This is a genomic window from Streptomyces sp. DSM 41931, from assembly GCF_050271085.1.
GTDB classification, from domain to species: Bacteria; Actinomycetota; Actinomycetes; order Streptomycetales; family Streptomycetaceae; genus Streptomyces; species Streptomyces albogriseolus.
Genome location: NZ_CP189902.1, coordinates 6,511,437 through 6,528,128, shown reverse-complemented (window position 1 = coordinate 6,528,128; position 16,692 = coordinate 6,511,437). Strand labels below are relative to the sequence as shown.

The 16,692-nt window shown below is 72.6% G+C and carries 13 protein-coding genes and 2 pseudogenes; 5 read left to right on the top strand and 10 right to left on the bottom strand.

The window, feature by feature from the left end; genetic code table 11:
- Positions 1-65 precede the first annotated feature (65 nt).
- The 5 genes from ACP7TJ_RS29850 to ACP7TJ_RS29830 all read right to left on the bottom strand — a co-directional run bounded on the left by ACP7TJ_RS29850 (position 66) and on the right by ACP7TJ_RS29830 (position 7,796).
- On the bottom strand, positions 66-1,493 hold the full coding sequence (locus ACP7TJ_RS29850; protein ID WP_167743941.1) for a wax ester/triacylglycerol synthase family O-acyltransferase: 1,428 nt from the start codon (positions 1,491-1,493) through the stop codon (positions 66-68).
- Between the two features lie 251 nt (positions 1,494-1,744).
- On the bottom strand, positions 1,745-4,363 hold the full coding sequence (locus ACP7TJ_RS29845) for a PA14 domain-containing protein (protein ID WP_427767523.1): 2,619 nt from the start codon (positions 4,361-4,363) through the stop codon (positions 1,745-1,747).
- Positions 4,364-4,551: 188 nt separating this feature from the next.
- The gene (gene glgC / locus ACP7TJ_RS29840) at positions 4,552-5,772 is read right to left on the bottom strand and encodes a glucose-1-phosphate adenylyltransferase (protein WP_427766691.1); all 1,221 of its coding nucleotides are present in this window, start codon (positions 5,770-5,772) and stop codon (positions 4,552-4,554) included.
- 50 nt (positions 5,773-5,822) lie between these two features.
- Positions 5,823-6,974, bottom strand: a complete 1,152-nt coding sequence (gene glgA / locus ACP7TJ_RS29835; RefSeq protein ID WP_367534609.1) for a glycogen synthase — start codon at positions 6,972-6,974, stop codon at positions 5,823-5,825.
- Positions 6,975-7,010: 36 nt separating this feature from the next.
- A complete protein-coding gene (locus tag ACP7TJ_RS29830) occupies positions 7,011-7,796 on the bottom strand; it encodes a (2Fe-2S)-binding protein (RefSeq protein ID WP_370166338.1) in 786 nt (261 codons plus the stop codon).
- A 210-nt stretch (positions 7,797-8,006) separates the two neighbouring features.
- On the opposite strand from ACP7TJ_RS29830, the gene ACP7TJ_RS29825 reads away from it, so the two are divergent.
- A complete protein-coding gene (locus ACP7TJ_RS29825; protein WP_380881381.1) occupies positions 8,007-9,134 on the top strand; it encodes a DMT family transporter in 1,128 nt (375 codons plus the stop codon).
- Here the strand turns inward: ACP7TJ_RS29825 and ACP7TJ_RS29820 are convergent.
- Complete coding sequence (locus tag ACP7TJ_RS29820) at positions 9,124-10,386, bottom strand: transglycosylase family protein (RefSeq protein WP_427766686.1); 1,263 nt, start codon at positions 10,384-10,386, stop codon at positions 9,124-9,126. The genes ACP7TJ_RS29825 and ACP7TJ_RS29820 overlap by 11 nt on opposite strands.
- Before the next feature lie 430 nt (positions 10,387-10,816).
- Between ACP7TJ_RS29820 and gndA the strand changes: the two genes are divergently transcribed.
- Positions 10,817-12,256 carry an NADP-dependent phosphogluconate dehydrogenase gene (gene gndA / locus ACP7TJ_RS29815; RefSeq protein ID WP_189911770.1) on the top strand — a complete coding sequence of 480 codons (1,440 nt, stop codon included), beginning with the start codon at positions 10,817-10,819 and terminating at the stop codon, positions 12,254-12,256.
- A 726-nt stretch (positions 12,257-12,982) separates the two neighbouring features.
- Here gndA and ACP7TJ_RS29810 read toward each other — a convergent pair.
- Entirely contained in the window at positions 12,983-13,327 is a 345-nt protein-coding gene (locus ACP7TJ_RS29810) for a GNAT family N-acetyltransferase (protein ID WP_266550954.1), read from the bottom strand.
- Positions 13,328-13,369: 42 nt separating this feature from the next.
- A complete protein-coding gene (panD, locus tag ACP7TJ_RS29805) occupies positions 13,370-13,792 on the bottom strand; it encodes an aspartate 1-decarboxylase (protein ID WP_093765680.1) in 423 nt (140 codons plus the stop codon).
- Positions 13,793-14,341: 549 nt separating this feature from the next.
- Between panD and ACP7TJ_RS29800 the strand changes: the two genes are divergently transcribed.
- Positions 14,342-14,545, top strand: a complete 204-nt coding sequence (locus ACP7TJ_RS29800; protein ID WP_367463601.1) for a hypothetical protein — start codon at positions 14,342-14,344, stop codon at positions 14,543-14,545.
- A gap of 135 nt (positions 14,546-14,680) precedes the next feature.
- On the top strand, positions 14,681-15,058 hold the full coding sequence (locus tag ACP7TJ_RS29795; RefSeq protein WP_367463602.1) for a hypothetical protein: 378 nt from the start codon (positions 14,681-14,683) through the stop codon (positions 15,056-15,058).
- A 6-nt stretch (positions 15,059-15,064) separates the two neighbouring features.
- Here ACP7TJ_RS29795 and ACP7TJ_RS29790 read toward each other — a convergent pair.
- Together ACP7TJ_RS29790 and ACP7TJ_RS29785 are read right to left on the bottom strand one after the other, a co-directional pair.
- Positions 15,065-15,724 (bottom strand): annotated as a pseudogene (locus ACP7TJ_RS29790) (nucleotidyl transferase AbiEii/AbiGii toxin family protein).
- A complete protein-coding gene (locus tag ACP7TJ_RS29785) occupies positions 15,721-16,083 on the bottom strand; it encodes a hypothetical protein (protein ID WP_367463603.1) in 363 nt (120 codons plus the stop codon). Before ACP7TJ_RS29785 ends, ACP7TJ_RS29790 begins: the two are co-directional and overlap by 4 nt.
- A 317-nt stretch (positions 16,084-16,400) precedes the next feature.
- Between ACP7TJ_RS29785 and ACP7TJ_RS29780 the strand changes: the two are divergent.
- Positions 16,401-16,607: pseudogene (locus ACP7TJ_RS29780) on the top strand (IS5/IS1182 family transposase); the annotation flags it as partial.
- Positions 16,608-16,692: the final 85 nt, after the last annotated feature.

Sequence of the window (16,692 nt, the reverse complement as noted above, 5' to 3'; positions counted from 1 at the left end):
GTTCGCGTCCGCTGTCGAACGGGGGATTTTACGGAGCGCCGGGCCGCAGCACCAAACCGCTGCGCTCAGTGATCGCAGGCCACGGTGAGTGCCGTCACCTCCTCGGTCACCGCGCGGGCGAGCAGGTCGAGGTCCTCGACGGCCGCGCCGTCGGCCACCAGCCCGTAGTGGACGCGTCCCCGGTAGGTGGAGACCGCGACCGCGAGGGAGTGGCCGGGGGCGAGCGGCGCGAGCGGGAACACGGCGCCGAGCGGGTCGCCGCCGAGGCGCAGGCCGAAGCCGGGCAGCGGCACGCTGGTGACCAGGACGTCGAACCAGAGCCGGGCCGCCTGCCCGAGCAGCGGCCCGCCGAGCCGGTGGCCGAGCGGCGGCACGTGCTCGGCGAGCAGCGCCACCGCGCCCGCGCCGCGGTGCGGGCCCGCCTCCTTGTTGCGGTCCATGGCGGTGCGGACCCTGGTCAGCCGGGTGACCGGGTCCTTCTCGTCGACCGGGAGCCGCATCAGGTACCCGGAGAGCCGGTTGCCCTGTGGGTGGGCGGTGCGGGGGCGGCGCCGGGAGACGGGGACGAGGGCGCGCGGGGCGACGCCGTCGCTGCCGTCGCCGCGCTCGTCGAGCCAGCGGCGCAGCGCGCCGGCGACGACCGCGATGAGGACGTCGTTGACGGTGCCGCCGGCGCTCTTGCGGATGAGGTGCACGTCGTCGAGGTCGACGACCACGCCGGCGGTGCGGCGGGTGCCGCTGGGCGCGCAGGTGAGGGCGGGCGAGGAGCGCATGTCGAGGGTGGACCGGGCGACGGCGGCGCCGATGTCCAGGGCCCGGCCGGCCTCGGCGAGGGCGTCGCGCACCATGCCGGGCACCTCGCGGACGTCCGGCACGACCCCGCGGGGCGGCTCGGCGGGCCTGGGCCGGGGGGTGGGCAGGTCCATGGGATCCATCAGCGCGGCGGCGAGGGTGAGGGCGCGCAGTCCGTCGGCGAGGGCGTGGTGGAACTTGAACAGGACGGCGAAGCGGGCGCCGCCCTCCTCCGGCAGCACGTGCGCCTCCCAGGGCGGACGGACGCGCTCCAGGGGGCGTCCCATCAGGTCGCCCGCGGCGGTGTGGAAGTCGGCGACGGGCGGGTGCAGCCGGACGTGGTTCAGCGGGTCGAAGCCGGGGTCGGGCTCGCGGGCGGCGCCGCCGAAGGCGAGCGAGCGGCGTACGACGGAGGTGAGCGGGCGGCCCAGCGCGGCCGTGAGCGGTTCGCCGGGGGCGGGCCAGGGGCGGCGCAGCGCCGAGAGCGGGCGCCGCAGTCCGAGTGGCTGCCAGGTGTCGCGGATGCGCATGCGCAGCCCGGGCACGGCGGCCGACCGCGCGGCGAGCAGGTCCGCGGCGTGGGCGGCCGCGGAGGGCGAGCCGGCCGTGAAGACGCCGAGCGCCGCGAGGTGCATGGGGTGACCGGCGGACTCGAGGTTCCAGAAGGCCAGGTCGAGGGGAGCGAGCGGGTCTGCGGTCATGGGCGGGGGCCTCGCATCGACGACGGAAACGGATCAGCAGTCAATCGCTCCCGGCCGATTACGGTCAAGTACGATCTGGCTACCCATAGTTAACAGCATAGGACGTCTCCACCCCCTCTGCTGCTACGGCAGAAGGGGCGGAGACGTCGTGATGTGCGGGGCCCGCGGGGTGTCCCGGCCGTCCGGCGGGGTGGCGCACGCCACCCGGACGCACGCCACCCGGACGGGCGGAGGCCCCGCTCAGCGGTCCGTCACTCCGTGGCGGGGCAGCCCGCGGGCCGGGCCCGGGAGGCGTCCCGGATCAGGTCCTGCTGCGCGGCCCGCACCCGCTCCACGTCGGGCTTCATCACCCGCCGGTCGTAGGTGAGCAGACCGTTGAGCTCACCCTCCACGTCGGAGATCTGGGTGTAGACGGCGCCGTTGCCGCCCCGGCACACCAGCGCCCGTACCTCGTCGAGCTTGGTGAGGTAGTCGTCGGTGTAGGTCGCCGGGTCGACGTCGACGTACGACTGCTGCACGGGCCAGGCGTGGCCGGGCACCGCGAGGCCGAGACCGCCGTACTCGCCGCTGACCAGGGCGCGTTCACCGTCGGGCCGGGGCGGCAGGGCGGGGCTCGGGTAGCCGTGCTCGTCCATGATGTCGCCGGTGCCGCCGTCGGCGCCCAGGTTGAGTCCGGACTGGTTGTTGACCAGCCGGCTGGGGTCCCAGGACTTGGCCTGCGCGGCGATCCGGCCGACGTCGTACTGGCCCCAGCCCTCGTTGAAGGTGACCCACATGACGATCGACGGGCTGCTGATGTGCTCGTCGATCATCTCCTTCATCTCGCGCTCGTAGCGGGCGCGGGCCTCGGCGTCGGGGGTGCGGGCGTCCCGCATGGAGGGCATGTCCTGCCACACCAGCAGTCCGAGGCGGTCGGCCCAGTGGAACCAGCGGTCGGGTTCGACCTTGATGTGCTTGCGCACCGAGTTGAAGCCGAGCTGCTTGTGCGCCTTCAGGTCGTGGGCGAGGGCCTCGTCGGTGGGCGCGGTGTGCAGGCCGTCGGGCCAGAATCCCTGGTCGAGGGTGGCCATCAGGAAGACCGGTTTCCCGTTGAGGACCGTGCGCGGCACACCGTCGATCTTCTCGACGGCGATGGAGCGCATGCCGAAGTAGCTGTTCACGCGGTCGGCGCCGACGCTGACCCTCAGGTCGTACAGGAAGGGGTCGTCGGGCGACCACAGGCGCGGATTGTTGATCTTCAGGGTGAGCGGCTGTCCGGTGCGGCCGGTGGCCGTGGCGACCTTGCGCCGTCCGTCGTACGCGGTGGCCGTGACCGGCAGTCCCGCGCGGACGCCCTTCGCCTCGACGGTGAGCCGTTCGCCGGCCACGTCGGGGATCAGCTTGAGGGAGTCCACGTGATCGCGGGCGACGGGCTCCATCCAGACCGTCTGCCAGATGCCGGAGCTGGGCGTGTACCAGATGCCGCTCGGGTCGAGGCGCTGCTTGCCCATGGGCGGGTTCTCGCCGTCGGCGGCGTCGGTCGGGTCGTAGACGCCGACGATCAGCTCCTGGGGGCCGCTCCGCTCGAGCGCGTCGGTGACGTCGACGGAGAACTTGTCGTAGCCGCCCTCGTGCGCGGTGACCTTGGTGCCGTTGACGTAGACCTCGGCGCGCCAGTCGACCGCCTGGAAGTTGAGGCGCAGCCGCTTGCCGGAGCCGATGTGCCAGTCACGCGGGACGGTGAAGGTGCGGCGGTACCACATGCGGTCCTCGTGCCGCTGGATCCCGGAGAGCTGGGACTCCACCGGGTACGGCACCAGGATGCGTTCCTCCAGCGTGCGGCCCACGGGCGGGCGCTCGCCCTCCTCGGCGGCGGCGAACTGCCAGCGGCCGTTGAGGTTCTGCCAGGCGGGGCGGGTGAGCTGGGGGCGCGGGTACTCGGGATGGGCGTTGCCGGGGCCCACCTCGTCGGCCCAGCGGGTGCGCAGTTCGTGGGTGGAGCGGTTGGGTCCGCTGGTGAGGAAGGCGTCCACGGGGTCGCCGTCGGCGGCCTTCAGACCGCCCTGGCCGTCGTACCGGACGTCGGCGCTGCCGCGGGCGGTGCCGGTCTTGTTGCCGACGACGGGTTCGGCGAGGGTGACGAGCAGCGCCCTCGGGTCGGCCGGGTCGGGTGCCGCCGAGGTGAGCGGCCAGGGGGCGCCGCCGATCACCGCGTTGAGGTGGTCGGTGAAGCCGGCGGGCGGTGTGGCGAGCGGCTCCGGGAAGTCGAGCTTGAGGGTGCGTCCGGACGCGAGGACGGTGGCGCCGAGGGCGCCGTCGTAGTCGAAGCCGTCCGGGAGGCGGAACGCCGACCGGGGCACCGCTTCCTTGGCGCCGCCGGGCGGGGTCCAGCGCAGGTGGAAGTTGGAGCCGCCGTAGTGCTCGAAGTACTCGACCTTGATGTCGTGGGCGCGTCCCGCGGTGAGCTGGACCGGCTCGGAGGTCTGCTCGTTGTCCCAGTCGTCGGTCCAGTGGTCGATGACGAGGGCGCCGTCGACCCACAGGCGGAAGCCGTTGTCCGAGCTGACCGAGAAGGTGTGGGCGCCGGTGGTCTCCGGCACGATCTTGCCGGTCCAGCGGACGCTGACGTCGTCCGCCCGGCCGGTGGTGAGGCTCAGGCGCGGCTCCAGGTTGTCGAAGTCGAGGTGCGGGTCGAAGGCGACGGCCTTGAGTTCGTGGAAGTCGAAGGCGCCGGGGGCGGAGTGGGTCCAGTACTCGCCCTTCAGCCCGTGGATCTCCACGGGGTCGTCCTCCGCGGCGGCCGAAGCGGGCCCGGTCGCGGTGAGGCCGGTGACGCCCAGCGCGGTGGCCAGGAGGAGGGCGAAGCGGTTCCTGAGTCGTCTGATGCGCACGGATCCTCCGTCGGTGAGGAAGTGACGGCTCTCGCTGTGCAGGTGCATGTTCTGTTCTGTGCGTTGTCAGTCCCGTACAACGTTGTCAAAGAACAGCACTTGGCATAACAACACGGATTCCGCCATCAGTCCAGGGACATGACAAAGACCCCGGTCGTCCCGTACGACCGGGGCCTCCCTGATAGGCGCTACGGCACCAACTGCCCCTTCCCCAGGGCGATCACGCCGCCCTTGGAGACCGTGTACAGCTCCGCGTCGCGCTCCGGGTTGACGCCGATCGTCGCGCCCGGCGGCACCTGGACGTTCTTGTCCAGCACCGCCCCGCGCACCACCGCGCCCCGCCCGATGTGCACGTTGTCGTGCAGGACCGACCCCTGCACCACCGCGCCCGGGTCGACGACCACGCCCGGCGACAGCACGGACCGTGTCACCTGTCCCCGGATCAGGCAGCCGGCGCTGACGATGGACTCGCTCGCGATGCCTCCCGCGTTGAACCGGGCCGGCGAGAGCTGCCCGGAGTGGGTGTAGACGGGCCACTGGCGGTTGTAGAGGTTGAACGCGGGGCGCTCGGCGATCAGGTCCATGTGGGCGTCGTAGTACGCGTCGAGCGTGCCGACGTCCCTCCAGTAGCCCTGGTCGCGGCTGGTCTCCCCCGGCACGTGGTTGGTGCTGAAGTCGTACAGGTGGGCCTCACCCCGCTCGGTGAGCTGCGGCAGGATCGAACCGCCCATGTCGTGCACCGAGTTCTCGTCCTCGGCGTCCCGCTGGAGCGCCTCGACGAGCGCCTTGGTGGTGAAGATGTAGTTGCCCATGGAGGCGAACACGCAGTCGGGGTCGTCGGCCAGGCCGGGCGGGTCGGCCGGCTTCTCCAGGAAGCGTTCCACGGTGAGTCCGTCGGAGCCCGGGGCGATCACGCCGAACGAGGGCGACTCCGCGCGCGGCACCCGGATCCCGGCCACGGTGACGCCGGCGCCGCTCTCGATGTGCTGGCCGAGCATCTGGCGCGGGTCCATGCGGTACACATGGTCGGCTCCGAACACCGCCACGTACTCCGGGCGCTCGTCGTAGATCAGGTTCAGCGACTGGAGGATGGCGTCGGCGCTGCCCAGGTACCAGCGCGGGCCGAGGCGCTGCTGCGCGGGGACCGGGGTGACGTAGTTGCCGAGCAGGCTGGACATCCGCCAGGTGGTGGTGATGTGCCGGTCCAGCGAGTGCGACTTGTACTGCGTGAGCACGCAGATCCGCAGGATGTCGCCGTTCACCAGGTTGGACAGCACGAAGTCGACGAGTCTGTACGTGCCGCCGAAGGTGACCGCCGGTTTGGCGCGGTCCGCCGTGAGGGGCATCAGGCGCTTGCCCTCGCCGCCCGCGAGCACGATTCCCAGCACCGAAGGACCTCCACGACGCATGCCCGTCTCCTCACGCCGAGTTTTCCCATGACTGCCCCGGACGGGCCGCTTCAGTCCTGCCGGAGGATCTCTTCGTACAACCCGGCCGTGCGGCGTGCCACCGCGTCCCAGCCGAACTCCGTCACCGCGCGCTCCCGTCCCGCCTCGCCCATGGTCCGCGCCGTGTCCGGGTCGCCGAGCACCGAGTCCAGCGCCCGGGTGAGTCCCGCCTCGAAGTCGTCGTCCACGTCCACCAGCAGCCCGGTCCTGCCGTGGTCCACGACCTCCGGGATGCCCCCGACCCGGGAGGCGACCACGGCGGTGCCGCACGCCATCGCCTCCAGGTTGACGATGCCGAGCGGTTCGTACACCGAGGGGCAGGCGAACACGGTCGCGTGCGTCAGCAGTTGGATCACCTCGGGCCGGGGCAGCATCTGCGGGATCCAGTGCACGCCCTCGCGGACCCGGCTCAGCTCCTCGTACAGCTCGCGGAACTCCCGGTCGATCTCCGGGGTGTCCGGGGCGCCCGCGCACAGCACCACCTGCGCGGCCGGGTCGACGCCCCGCACCGCCCGCAGCAGATGGGGCACGCCCTTCTGCCGGGTGATCCGGCCGACGAACAGCACGTACGGCCGGGAGCGGTCGAGGCCGATGCGGTCCAGGGCGTCGGTGCCGGGGTCGGGGCGGTAGAGGGACGTGTCGATGCCGTTGTGGACGACGTGCACCCTGGCCGGGTCGAGGGCCGGGTAGCAGTCCAGGATGTCGTCGCGCATGGCTCCGGACACGGCGATCACCGCGTCGGCGGCCTCGTAGGCGGTGCGCTCCGCCCAGCTCGACAGGGCGTAGCCGCCGCCGAGCTGCTCGGCCTTCCAGGGGCGCAAGGGCTCCAGGGAGTGGGCGGTCACCACGTGAGGGATCCCGTACAGCAGCTTGGCGAGGTGCCCGCCGAGGTTGGCGTACCAGGTGTGGGAGTGGACCAGTTCGCGGCCCTGGAGGGCGGCGGCCATGGCGAGGTCCACGGAGAAGGTGCGCAGGACGTCGTTGGCGCCGTCGAGCGCGGACCAGGAGCGGTGGCGCAGCACGCCGTCGGCGCGGCCCTCGCCCCAGCAGTGCACCTCCAGGTCCACCAGGGACCGCAGCTCCCGGGCCAGGAACTCCACATGGACCCCCGCGCCGCCGTACACGTCCGGGGGGTACTCCCGGGTCAGCAGTCCCACTCGCACCTGAACCCCCTGTCTGCGCGGCCGTCCCTCCCATGGTCACGCAGACGGGGCGCGCGGGGAAGAGCGGGGCGGCCGTACGAAGCAGCAGTCGCCGCAGACGCCTCCGCCGGGGACGCGGTAGTACAGGCAACAGCTGCGGCGGCGGAAGACGGTGGCGGTGAGGGTGCCGGCGCCGGCGAGGGCGGGGTGGGCGAGGAGGTCGCGGGACAGCCGGACGGCGCGGGCGGCGGCGTCGGGGTGGGCGTGACGGGTGATCTCGCGGGCGGCCGCCACGAGGGCGGAGGCGGCGTTGCCGCGCAGGAGGGCGGGCGCGACGCGGTGACGGGCGCGCAGGGCGGCGGAGAGGGGTTCGAGGTGGCCGTGCAGGACGATGCCGGCGAGGGAGGCCGCGTCGCCGGGCAGGGGCCGTACCTCGGCGAGCCACAGGTCGTCGGGGGCGCTCCCCTCCGGGTCCCAGCGGAGCGCGCCCGGGGACAGGTCGGGGACGGCCCCGTACAGCGCGGCGCAGCCGAGGGCCACGGACCACAGGCGCGCGGCCAGACCCTGATGCGCCACGGAGGCGGCGACGCGGGGCTCCCGGGTGCGCAGGGCGGCGGCCACCCGGCGCACGCGGACGGTCAGGGGGTCGTCGGTCCGGAGGTCTGTCCGGGGGGAGGCGCTCGGGGGCACATGCTGAACATCCTGGCGGCGGGGGCCGTATGCCTGGGCGAGCGTGGGTAGGTGACGGTCGGCGTCCTCCCCCGCGCGCAGGGCGAAGAAGCCACCGAGGTCACGGAGGGCGGTGAGGCGCGGGTCGAGGTCCACGACGTACAGGAGTACCAAGTCTCTCAGGGGTGGTTGTCAGGGGCCTCGGCCTCGCGGCGCCCACCCAGGGGATGACAGGGGCGTCCCCGTACTCCATCGGCAGTAGGACGCAGAGGGTGCTCAGGGACGACGACGGGGAACACCCTGACACGGCATCGTGTTGGACATGGAAGCCGACCGTTCGCCGCGCCGGGCAGACCGCCCTCGCCTCACGCAGAGGAGCAGCCGATGAGCGCCCTCGCGTTGTCCGTGCTCCTCTCGTTCGTGTCCGCCGTGGCGTACGCCGGGGGCGCGATCGTGCAGGAGCAGGTGGCGCTGTCCTCGTCGGGCGCGCGGCAGTACGCCCCGCTGCGCCGGTCGGCCTGGTGGGCGGCGGTCGCGCTGAACGGTCTGGGCGCGCTCCTGCACGTGGTGGCGCTGGCCTACGGCCCGCTGAGCCTGGTCCAGCCGCTGGGCGCCCTGACGATCGTGTTCGCGCTGCCGATGGCCGCGCTGTTCGTCGGCCGCAAGGCGGGGGCGACCGCCTGGCGGGGCGCCTTGATGGCGACGGTGGGTCTCGCGGGTCTGCTGGCGCTGGTCGGCACCTCGGGCGCGCAGTCGCTGGACGGCCCGCAGCGGGTCGCGGCGGCCGTGGGCACGGCGGCGGCGGTCGTGTCGCTGATGGTCGCGGCGCGCGCCGTGCACCGGCACCCGGCGGTGCGCAGCATCCTCCTGGCGACGGCGTCCGGTGTCGCGTTCGGCATGTCCTCGGTCTTCACCAAGACGGTCGCGGTGGACTGGACGGGCGGGGTGTCGGCGGGCGACCTGCCGTCCCTCGCGGTGATCGGCGTGCTGGCGACGGCGGGCATGCTGCTGTCCCAGGCCTCCTACCGGGGCGCGGGCCTCGCGGCCCCGCTGGCGACGCTCACGGTGGTGAACCCGGTGGTGGCGGCCGCGGTCGGCATCACGATGTTCGGAGAGACCTTCCGTTACGGCACGACGGGCACGGCGCTGGCGCTGAGCTGCGGCGTGGTGGCGGCGGGCGGCCTGATCCTGCTGACGACGGAGCGGCTGGCGCGGGAGGGCGCCGCCAAGGCTGTCCGGGTGGAGGCGGCGGCGTCCGTGCCCGCACCCGTCGCGGCCGGGCGGAAGGCGGAGGACGCCGCCGCCGAGCTGCTGCTGGCGGAGCTGACGGTGCCGGAGGACGTCACGCTGCCGGAGGTCGTCACGTCGCCGGCCGCCGTGCCCGCGGCGGCCGCCGGGCCGGACGCGGTGGACCCGGTGGCGGTGCCGGTCATGCCGTACGCGCCCTTCTACGGCGGCCCGTACGTGCCGCTGCCGGCGGCCGACCGGCACCTCGCCCGCATCAGATCGTGACGCCGCCGGCGCGCAGGTAGGCGACCGGGTCGACGTCCGACCCGAATCCGGGCCCCGTCCGCACCTCGAAGTGCAGATGCGGGCCCGAACTGTTGCCCGTGGAACCGGACCGCCCGATGCGCTGGCCCGCGCCGACGGACTGGCCGTTCCTGACGGAGATCGCCGACAGATGGGCGTACTGGCTGTACCGGCCGTCGGTGTGCCGCACCACGACCTGGTAGCCGAACGACCCCTCCCAGCCCGCGGCCACCACGGTGCCGGCGCCGACCGACTTCACGGGCGTGCCGGTGGGGACGGGGAAGTCCACGCCGGTGTGGTAGCCCTTGGACCAGGACGATCCGGCCTTGTGGTACGGGGTGCCGAGGGCGGCGCTGACCGGTGCGACGCGCTGGGCGCCGGAGGAGGAGGCCGAGGAGGACGAACTGGAGCGGTCCGCCCGCTCCTGGGTCCGCTTCTCGGCCTTCTTCTCGGTCTTTCTCTCGGCCTTCTTTTCCGTCTCCTTGTTCTCGCTCTTGGGAGCGGCGGCCTTCTTGCCCGACGGTTCCGGCGACGGGGCGGACGGCTTGGCGGGCGACTTGGCCGTACCGGCGGTTCCGGCGGTTCCGGCGGTGAGCTTGAGGCGCTGGCCCGGCAGGATGAGGTCGGGGTCGGCGCCGATGGTGGACCTGTTGGCCTCGTAGAGCCCCTGCCAGCCGCCGCGGACACGTTCCTGCTCGGCGATGCCGGAGAGGGTGTCGCCGCGGACCACGGTGTACATCTCGGCGCGGCCGGCGCGGGCCTGAGGGGTGGTGTGGGGCCGTACGTCCTCGACGGTGGTGCGGCGGTCGTCGCGTTGGGTCCTGTCTCCGGCGGGGCGGATGTCCGGACCGGCGCCGTCGCGGGTCAGTCCTGCGCGTACCGAACAGGTCGGCCAGGCGCCGGGGCCCTGTCCGTCGAGGACCTTCTCGGCGACCGCGATCTGCTGGTCCTGGGTGGCCAGATCCGCTCGGGGCGCGTACCGGGTGCCGCCGAACGCCTCCCAGGTGGACTGGCTGAACTGCAGTCCGCCGTAGTAGCCGTTGCCGGTGTTGATGTCCCAGTTTCCGGTGGACTCGCAGGCGGCGACCTTCTCCCAGGTCGCCACGTCGGCGGCCTGCGCCGGTCCGGCGCCCATGAGCGGGAGGGCCATGCCCGCCCCGCCGACGGTGACGGTGAGTGAGGCCCGGTTGATTCTGTTCGGCTGATACCGGCGGTGCCGGCCGCGCACGGCCATGGAATCCCCCTCGACAATGCGTCAGGAGGGGCAAAAGTAAGCGCTGCGAACAGGCCGTGACAAGGCGGCTATCAGCCGCACGGATGCGCCAAATGGCGTGGAAGATACGCCCGTTGCGCCCCTGTCTGCTGCCGGGCGTGGGCGTGCGCGGGCGCCTGGCGCCGGGCGCGGGAGCGTGCGAGGGCGTGCGCCGGACCGGAGCGCGGAGGGGGCGGCCGGCCGCACCGGGACGGGCGGGCCGCAGGTGACCGGCCGGAACGCTGAGTACGGAGGGCACCTTCGCGCGTATGTGCCTGCGCGGGTCCCGGGGACCCGCGCATGCGCACGCGAGTGCGGCACGCAAGGATGGTCGATGTCAGGACCGGCGGGCGTCCACCCGGCAGCACCGGCACCCGGCGGCACCGATACCGAGGTCACCAGGAGCACCTGTATGAGCAGTTCAGCGCAGATCGGCGTCACCGGGCTCGCGGTCATGGGCCGCAACCTCGCCCGCAATTTCGCCCGCAACGGCTACACGGTCGCGGTGCACAACCGGACCGCGGCCCGGACGCACGCGCTGGTGGAGGAGTTCGGGCACGAGGGGAGCTTCGTGGCGGCCGAGACGGCCAAGGAGTTCGTGGCGGCGCTGGAACGGCCGCGGCGGCTGGTCGTGATGGTGAAGGCCGGGGAGCCGACGGACGCGGTCATCGAGGAGTTCGCCCCGCTGCTGGAGCCCGGCGACATGATCATCGACGGTGGCAACGCGCACTTCGCGGACACCCGCCGCCGGGAGCGGACGCTGCGTGAGCAGGGCATCCACTTCGTCGGCATGGGCGTGTCCGGCGGCGAGGAGGGCGCGCTGCTCGGCCCGAGCATCATGCCGGGCGGCCCGCAGGAGTCGTACGACTCGCTGGGCCCGATGCTGGAGAAGATCTCCGCGAAGGCGAAGGACGGCTCGCCGTGCGTCACGCATGTGGGCCCGGACGGCGCCGGCCACTTCGTCAAGATGGTGCACAACGGCATCGAGTACGCGGACATGCAGCTGATCGGTGAGGCGTACCAGCTGCTGCGCGACGTCGCCGGGTACTCCCCCGCGCAGATCGCGGACATCTTCCGCACCTGGAACACGGGCCGGCTGGACTCGTACCTGATCGAGATCACCGCCGAGGTGCTGTCGCACGTGGACGCGGCGACGGGCAAGCCGTTCGTCGACGTGGTGGTGGACCAGGCGGAGCAGAAGGGCACGGGCCGCTGGACCGTGCAGATCGCCCTGGACCTCGGCGTGCCGGTGTCGGGCATCGCGGAGGCGGTGTTCGCCCGCTCCCTGTCGGGTCACGCGGCGCTGCGGGAGGCCTCGCAGGGACTGGCGGGCCCGAAGCCGACGCCGATGAGCGAGGCGGAGGCGTCGGCGTTCGCCGACCGGGTGGAGCAGGCGCTGTACGCGTCGAAGATCGTGTCGTACACCCAGGGCTTCCACGAGATCGCCGCGGGCAGCCAGGAGTACGGCTGGGACATCGACCTCGGCGCGGTGTCCGCGATCTGGCGCGGCGGATGCATCATCCGCGCGGCGTTCCTGGACCGCATCCGGGCCGCGTACGACACGCGGGGGGACCTGCCGAGCCTGCTGTCGGACGAGACGTTCGCGCGGGAGATCGCGGAGGCCCAGGACGACTGGCGCGAGGTCCTGATCGCGGCGACCCGCCAGGGCGTCCCGACCCCCGGCTTCGCGGCGGCGCTCGCCTACTACGACGCCCTGCGCGCGGAACGGCTCCCGGCGGCGCTGACCCAGGGCCAGCGGGACTACTTCGGCGCGCACACGTACCGCCGCGTCGACCGGGACGGCTCGTTCCACACGCTGTGGGGCGGGGACAGGTCGGAGGCCCCGGCGTAGACGGCGCGCGCCGGGCCGCCACACCCAAAGGGGCGCGGGGAACTGCGCGACGAACCCCCACCGGCCCGCACCCGCGCAACTCCCAGGCAAGCCGCAGCCCGGGCTCCCCATCAAGGACCGGGGCTGCCACACCCAAAGGGGCGCGAGGAACGGCGCGACCAGCCCCCACCGGCCCGCACCCGCGCAACTCCCAGGCAAGCGGCAGCCCGGGCTCCCCATCAGGGACCCGGGCTGCCACACCCAAAGGGGCGCGGGGAACTGCGCGACCAGCCCCCACCGCCCCGCACCCGTGGAACCTCAGCTGAGCGGAGGCCCCGGCTCCGGATTGGGCACCGGCTCCGGCCCCGGAGGAATCGGCGACGGCGACGGCTCGGGCGGCCCCGGCTGCGGCGGGTTGGGCCCCGGCCCAGGGGGCTGTGGCCCAGGCGGCTGCGGCACGGGCTCGGGCCCCGGCGGCGGCTCAGGGGCAGGCCCCGGTTCGGGGGGCGGCGGCTGTGCGGGATCCGGCCCCGGAGCGGGCCCGGGCGTGGGACCCGGCGGGACGGGATCCGGGTACGGGTTCGTCATGATGCGTGTCCTCCGGCCGGTCGGTCGACGTGGGCTCTGGACTACTCCCCCGCCTACCCGGCGCTCCCGCCCCCAGTCACCCGGCCGCGTGACGGGGTGACGGCCGGGCGGCGCACGGAAGGGACGACCTCCCGTCCGGGCCCGCCCGGCGCACCCCGATCAGAACCGCTCGGGATGCTCCGCGAGCCACCGCTTGGCCGCGCGCAGCACGTCCGGATCAGCAGAAGGAGCCTCCTCCGGATGCCGCGCGGCCCACCGGACGACGTACGGACACAGCGGCGCGACGACGGTGCCCTCGCGGGCGGCGAGGGCGTAGAGCTCGCGGGCGAGGGAGCCGGCGATGCCCTTGCCCTCGTGGGCCGGCTCGACGACGGTGTGCATGGGGACGAGCGCGTGCGCGGGGTCGTCGAGGACGAAGTACTCGATCCGCCCGAGGACCTCACCGCCCGCGACCGCCTCGAGCCGTCCCGCATCCCGGTCGTCGCGGATCTCGACACCGTCCATGCCCGTCACTCCCCTGTTCCTCGGTTGCCGCCCCGACGCCGGTCAGGCCGTGGCCACGGCCTGCGGGCTGCGCTCCTGGTCCGACCCGGGGACCGGCTCGGACGGATCGGCGCCGAGGGCGACGATACGGTTGCCGGCGTCCACATGGACGACGCGTGGTTCGAGTGCCCGCGCCTCGGCGTCGGTCACCTGGGCGTAGCTGATGACGATCACGAGATCGCCCGGGTGCACGAGGTGGGCGGCGGCCCCGTTGATGCCGACCACACCGGACCCGCGCTCCCCCTCGATGACGTACGTCTCGAGCCGGGCGCCGTTGGTGATGTCGACGATGTGCACGAGCTCGCCGGGCAGCAGATCGGCGGCGTCGAGCAGGTCCGCGTCGATCGTCACGGATCCCACGTAGTGCAGGTCGGCCTGGGTGACGGTGGCACGATGGATCTTGGACTTGAACATGGTGCGCAGCACGTTGGACTCCTGGAAGTCGGCTCCCTGCCTGCTTTGTGCAGGTCAAAGGCGCTCTCGACTTTACACCGACACCCCCGTTCGATGTTGTGAGGAACATCGCTCCGGTCAGGGGAGAGGGCTTCCTGCCTGGGCTTTCGCGCCGTGACCGACGCCCGTACAGGAAGTCCCTCGGGAAGGCCCGGCGACTCATGCTGACTGGATCCTGACTTGCCTGATGAACCATCAGGCAATCGGGATACTGCTCTGTACATACGGACGACGTGCGTCCACGCACCGCTGGCCTGTCGGGCACCGACAGCACTCTGGTTCATGGAACACGGCCCCTTTGGCCACCAGCCGGTCGACCGCCCCGGAAGCCGGCTCGCTGCCTGCCGCCCGAGGCTCCTCGGCAGCGTGGAACCCGCGAGCGAGGCGGGGCCAAGGCGCCGACACCGGCCAGCCCGGGCCGAATCCCAGGTCACGCACCCTTGCGCACTTGCGTGCGCCGCTCCTCCCTTCCCTACGGTCCAGCCAATGGCGGATCGCCCGTGCACGTCGTGAGGAGAGCTGTTGAAGCCGACCGAGGAAGTGCTCCAGGACCTGACCCAGCCGTCGAAGGTCTCCGCCCACCCCGACTTGGCGCTCGTCGGGAAGGTGGAAGCCGCCATCGCGGCGGACGACAAGAAGCGGAAGGAGAACGAGGACGAGCCGCTCCGCCGGAAGCCCGACCTCGTCCCGATCCCGCAGACGGAGCTGCCCCACAGTCCGAAGTGACCCTCTGGGACGTCCTCCACGCCCTCGCCCGGGCCACCGCCCTGGCGTGGTGCGGGCCGGGGACTGGCGGAGCACTGGGGCGCGCTCAAGTACACCCAGGCCCTGGCCGGCGGTAGCAACTCCTTCCTCGGTCTCATGGACGAAGGCCACCGCATCGCGGACCACTACAAGTCGCTGCAGTCCGGCGAGCTCGGCATCGGCTTCGCGTTCACACTCACCGAGCACATGCTGCGCAGCCGCTTCCCCGACCACTCAGTGACGATCGTCCCCGCCGACACGGCGTTACGCGCGGGCTGGGCCCTCACCAGCAGGGACAAGGGCGAGAAGGTGAAGTACCGCTATCGTCCCCAGTACTTCGCGGAGGTCTGGCGGCCGGGCGAGCCGTCCCTCGTCATCCCCTCGCCTGCAAGGGCGAGCCGGTTGATGGTGCCGCTCGACCTCGTTGCGTCGCCGAACCTGCTGACTGCACCGCAGCCTCTCTTTGCAACGGCGGTGGAGCGGACGGACGCGTGACGCCTTTCAGGCGTTCTCGTCATGGATCCGCGCACCCAGATCCTCCGCCCACTCCAGCGCCCACGCCTTGAGTTCTTCGATCTGCCGGGAGGTGAGCCCGTACGCGGCATAGTCCTCATCCTCGTACCAGTCCGCGCCGATGAGCCGGTCCCGGAGGTCTTCGAGGCTGAACTCGTCGTGGGCGCGACGGCGGCCCAGGGATTCGAGGTCGGCGGTGGAGCGGTCGCGGGAGGCGGCCTGGACGGCGATGAGGTCGCGGACGGTGCCGCGGTCGGCAAGGGCACGGACCTTGGTGCCGATCACGTCGTCGAGGGAGAGCACTGGGCCGTAGGGGGTCTGGGCGGGCGGAGCCCAGAACGCCTCCTTGAGGGCGTCGACCTCGCACTCCTCGCCGGTGTCCGGATCGGTGACGAGAAACCGGCCGCTGAGCGGATCGGTCTGGACGTGCATGGTCCGCCATCCGCGCGCGCTGAGACCTGCTGTGAGTGAGGCGACGATCTCCTGCATCGGAGCGGGGTTCTCGGTGGCGACGTCGAGGTCGCGGCTGAAGCGTTCGACCAGGCCGTGGGCCTGCACGGCTTATCCGCCGGTGGGGACCAGAGGGTAGGGGGAGCCGAGATCGAGGATGTCGGCGAGGAGACGCTCGTGGAGCGGAGTGAGCTTCACGCGGCGGTCGTGCCGGCCGGAGCGGTGCCGAGCAGCTCGGGGAAGGCGTCCTCCCAGACCTCGCGAATGCAGGGACTGATCAGGCGCCGCAGCACGGGCCACTGCTCAGCGAGCAGCCGGTAATGCAGGAGGACCACCAGGTCCTCGCGCAGTCCTTCGGCGAGGACGGTCCGGTAGAGCGTCATGCGGGACTTCGGACGGTCCAGGCTGTAGCTCGTCCGCCCGGACCAGGCGATATGGAGCGGCAGGTCCACGTTGCCCTCGACGGGGCCGGCCAGCTCCTGCAAGCGCTCGGGCAGTCGGATGCGATAGCGGTCCCGCAGTACCTCGGCGCGGGGGGCGGTGATCGTCGAGTCCATGCATCCAGTATCGCTGCTGGGAGGCGGCGGCATGGCGGATACGGAGCTCCCCTGCCGTATGTACGGGTCGGGCGCCGCCCGCCCCTTCCTCGGACGCTCATCATGGCCTACCCGTATAACCCCGGGTGGCGTAGCAACCAGCTGCCCTGCCGACCTAGGACCAGCCCCGCTCGCGGGCGCGGGTGATCGTGACACGGACCGCCGCGATGGAGTCGGCTGCGGCTTCCGTCTCGGCGTCGGGAATGACGACGGTCCCGAGGAGGCCCATGGCGCCGGCGCAGCGGACGAGAGGGCACCCGGCGGGCGACGGTCAGGGCATCCCGCGGGTGGCGGGACCGGTCGGTCGCCCGCGCCGACGGCCTGATGCCCTGCTCGCGGACCGCGGCTGCGACCATGACAAGTACCGCCGTCTTGTGCGGGCCCTCGGCATCACACCGGTGATCGTCGAGCGTGGCGAGGACCCCGGCAGTGGCCTGGACGTCATCCGGTGGGTGGTCGAGCGCTCGATCGCCTCCCTTTTCGGCACGACTTCCAGATAGTCCGTTTCTCCGGTCCTCCCTGCCGCGCATGTCGCGTCCCCATGTCGGAGAAGGAAACGGGAAACAGCAT

Coding starts and splice junctions, on each gene's coding strand:
- ACP7TJ_RS29850 (WP_167743941.1), bottom strand. CDS start 1,493: ATGACCGCAGACCCGCTCGCTCCCCTCGACCTGGCCTTCTGGAACCTC.
- ACP7TJ_RS29810 (WP_266550954.1), bottom strand. CDS start 13,327: ATGGACGGTGTCGAGATCCGCGACGACCGGGATGCGGGACGGCTCGAG.
- ACP7TJ_RS29795 (WP_367463602.1), top strand. CDS start 14,681: ATGGACGAAGGCCACCGCATCGCGGACCACTACAAGTCGCTGCAGTCC.
- glgC (WP_427766691.1), bottom strand. CDS start 5,772: ATGCGTCGTGGAGGTCCTTCGGTGCTGGGAATCGTGCTCGCGGGCGGC.
- ACP7TJ_RS29825 (WP_380881381.1), top strand. CDS start 8,007: ATGAGCGCCCTCGCGTTGTCCGTGCTCCTCTCGTTCGTGTCCGCCGTG.
- gndA (WP_189911770.1), top strand. CDS start 10,817: ATGAGCAGTTCAGCGCAGATCGGCGTCACCGGGCTCGCGGTCATGGGC.
- ACP7TJ_RS29785 (WP_367463603.1), bottom strand. CDS start 16,083: ATGGACTCGACGATCACCGCCCCCCGCGCCGAGGTACTGCGGGACCGC.
- ACP7TJ_RS29820 (WP_427766686.1), bottom strand. CDS start 10,386: ATGGCCGTGCGCGGCCGGCACCGCCGGTATCAGCCGAACAGAATCAAC.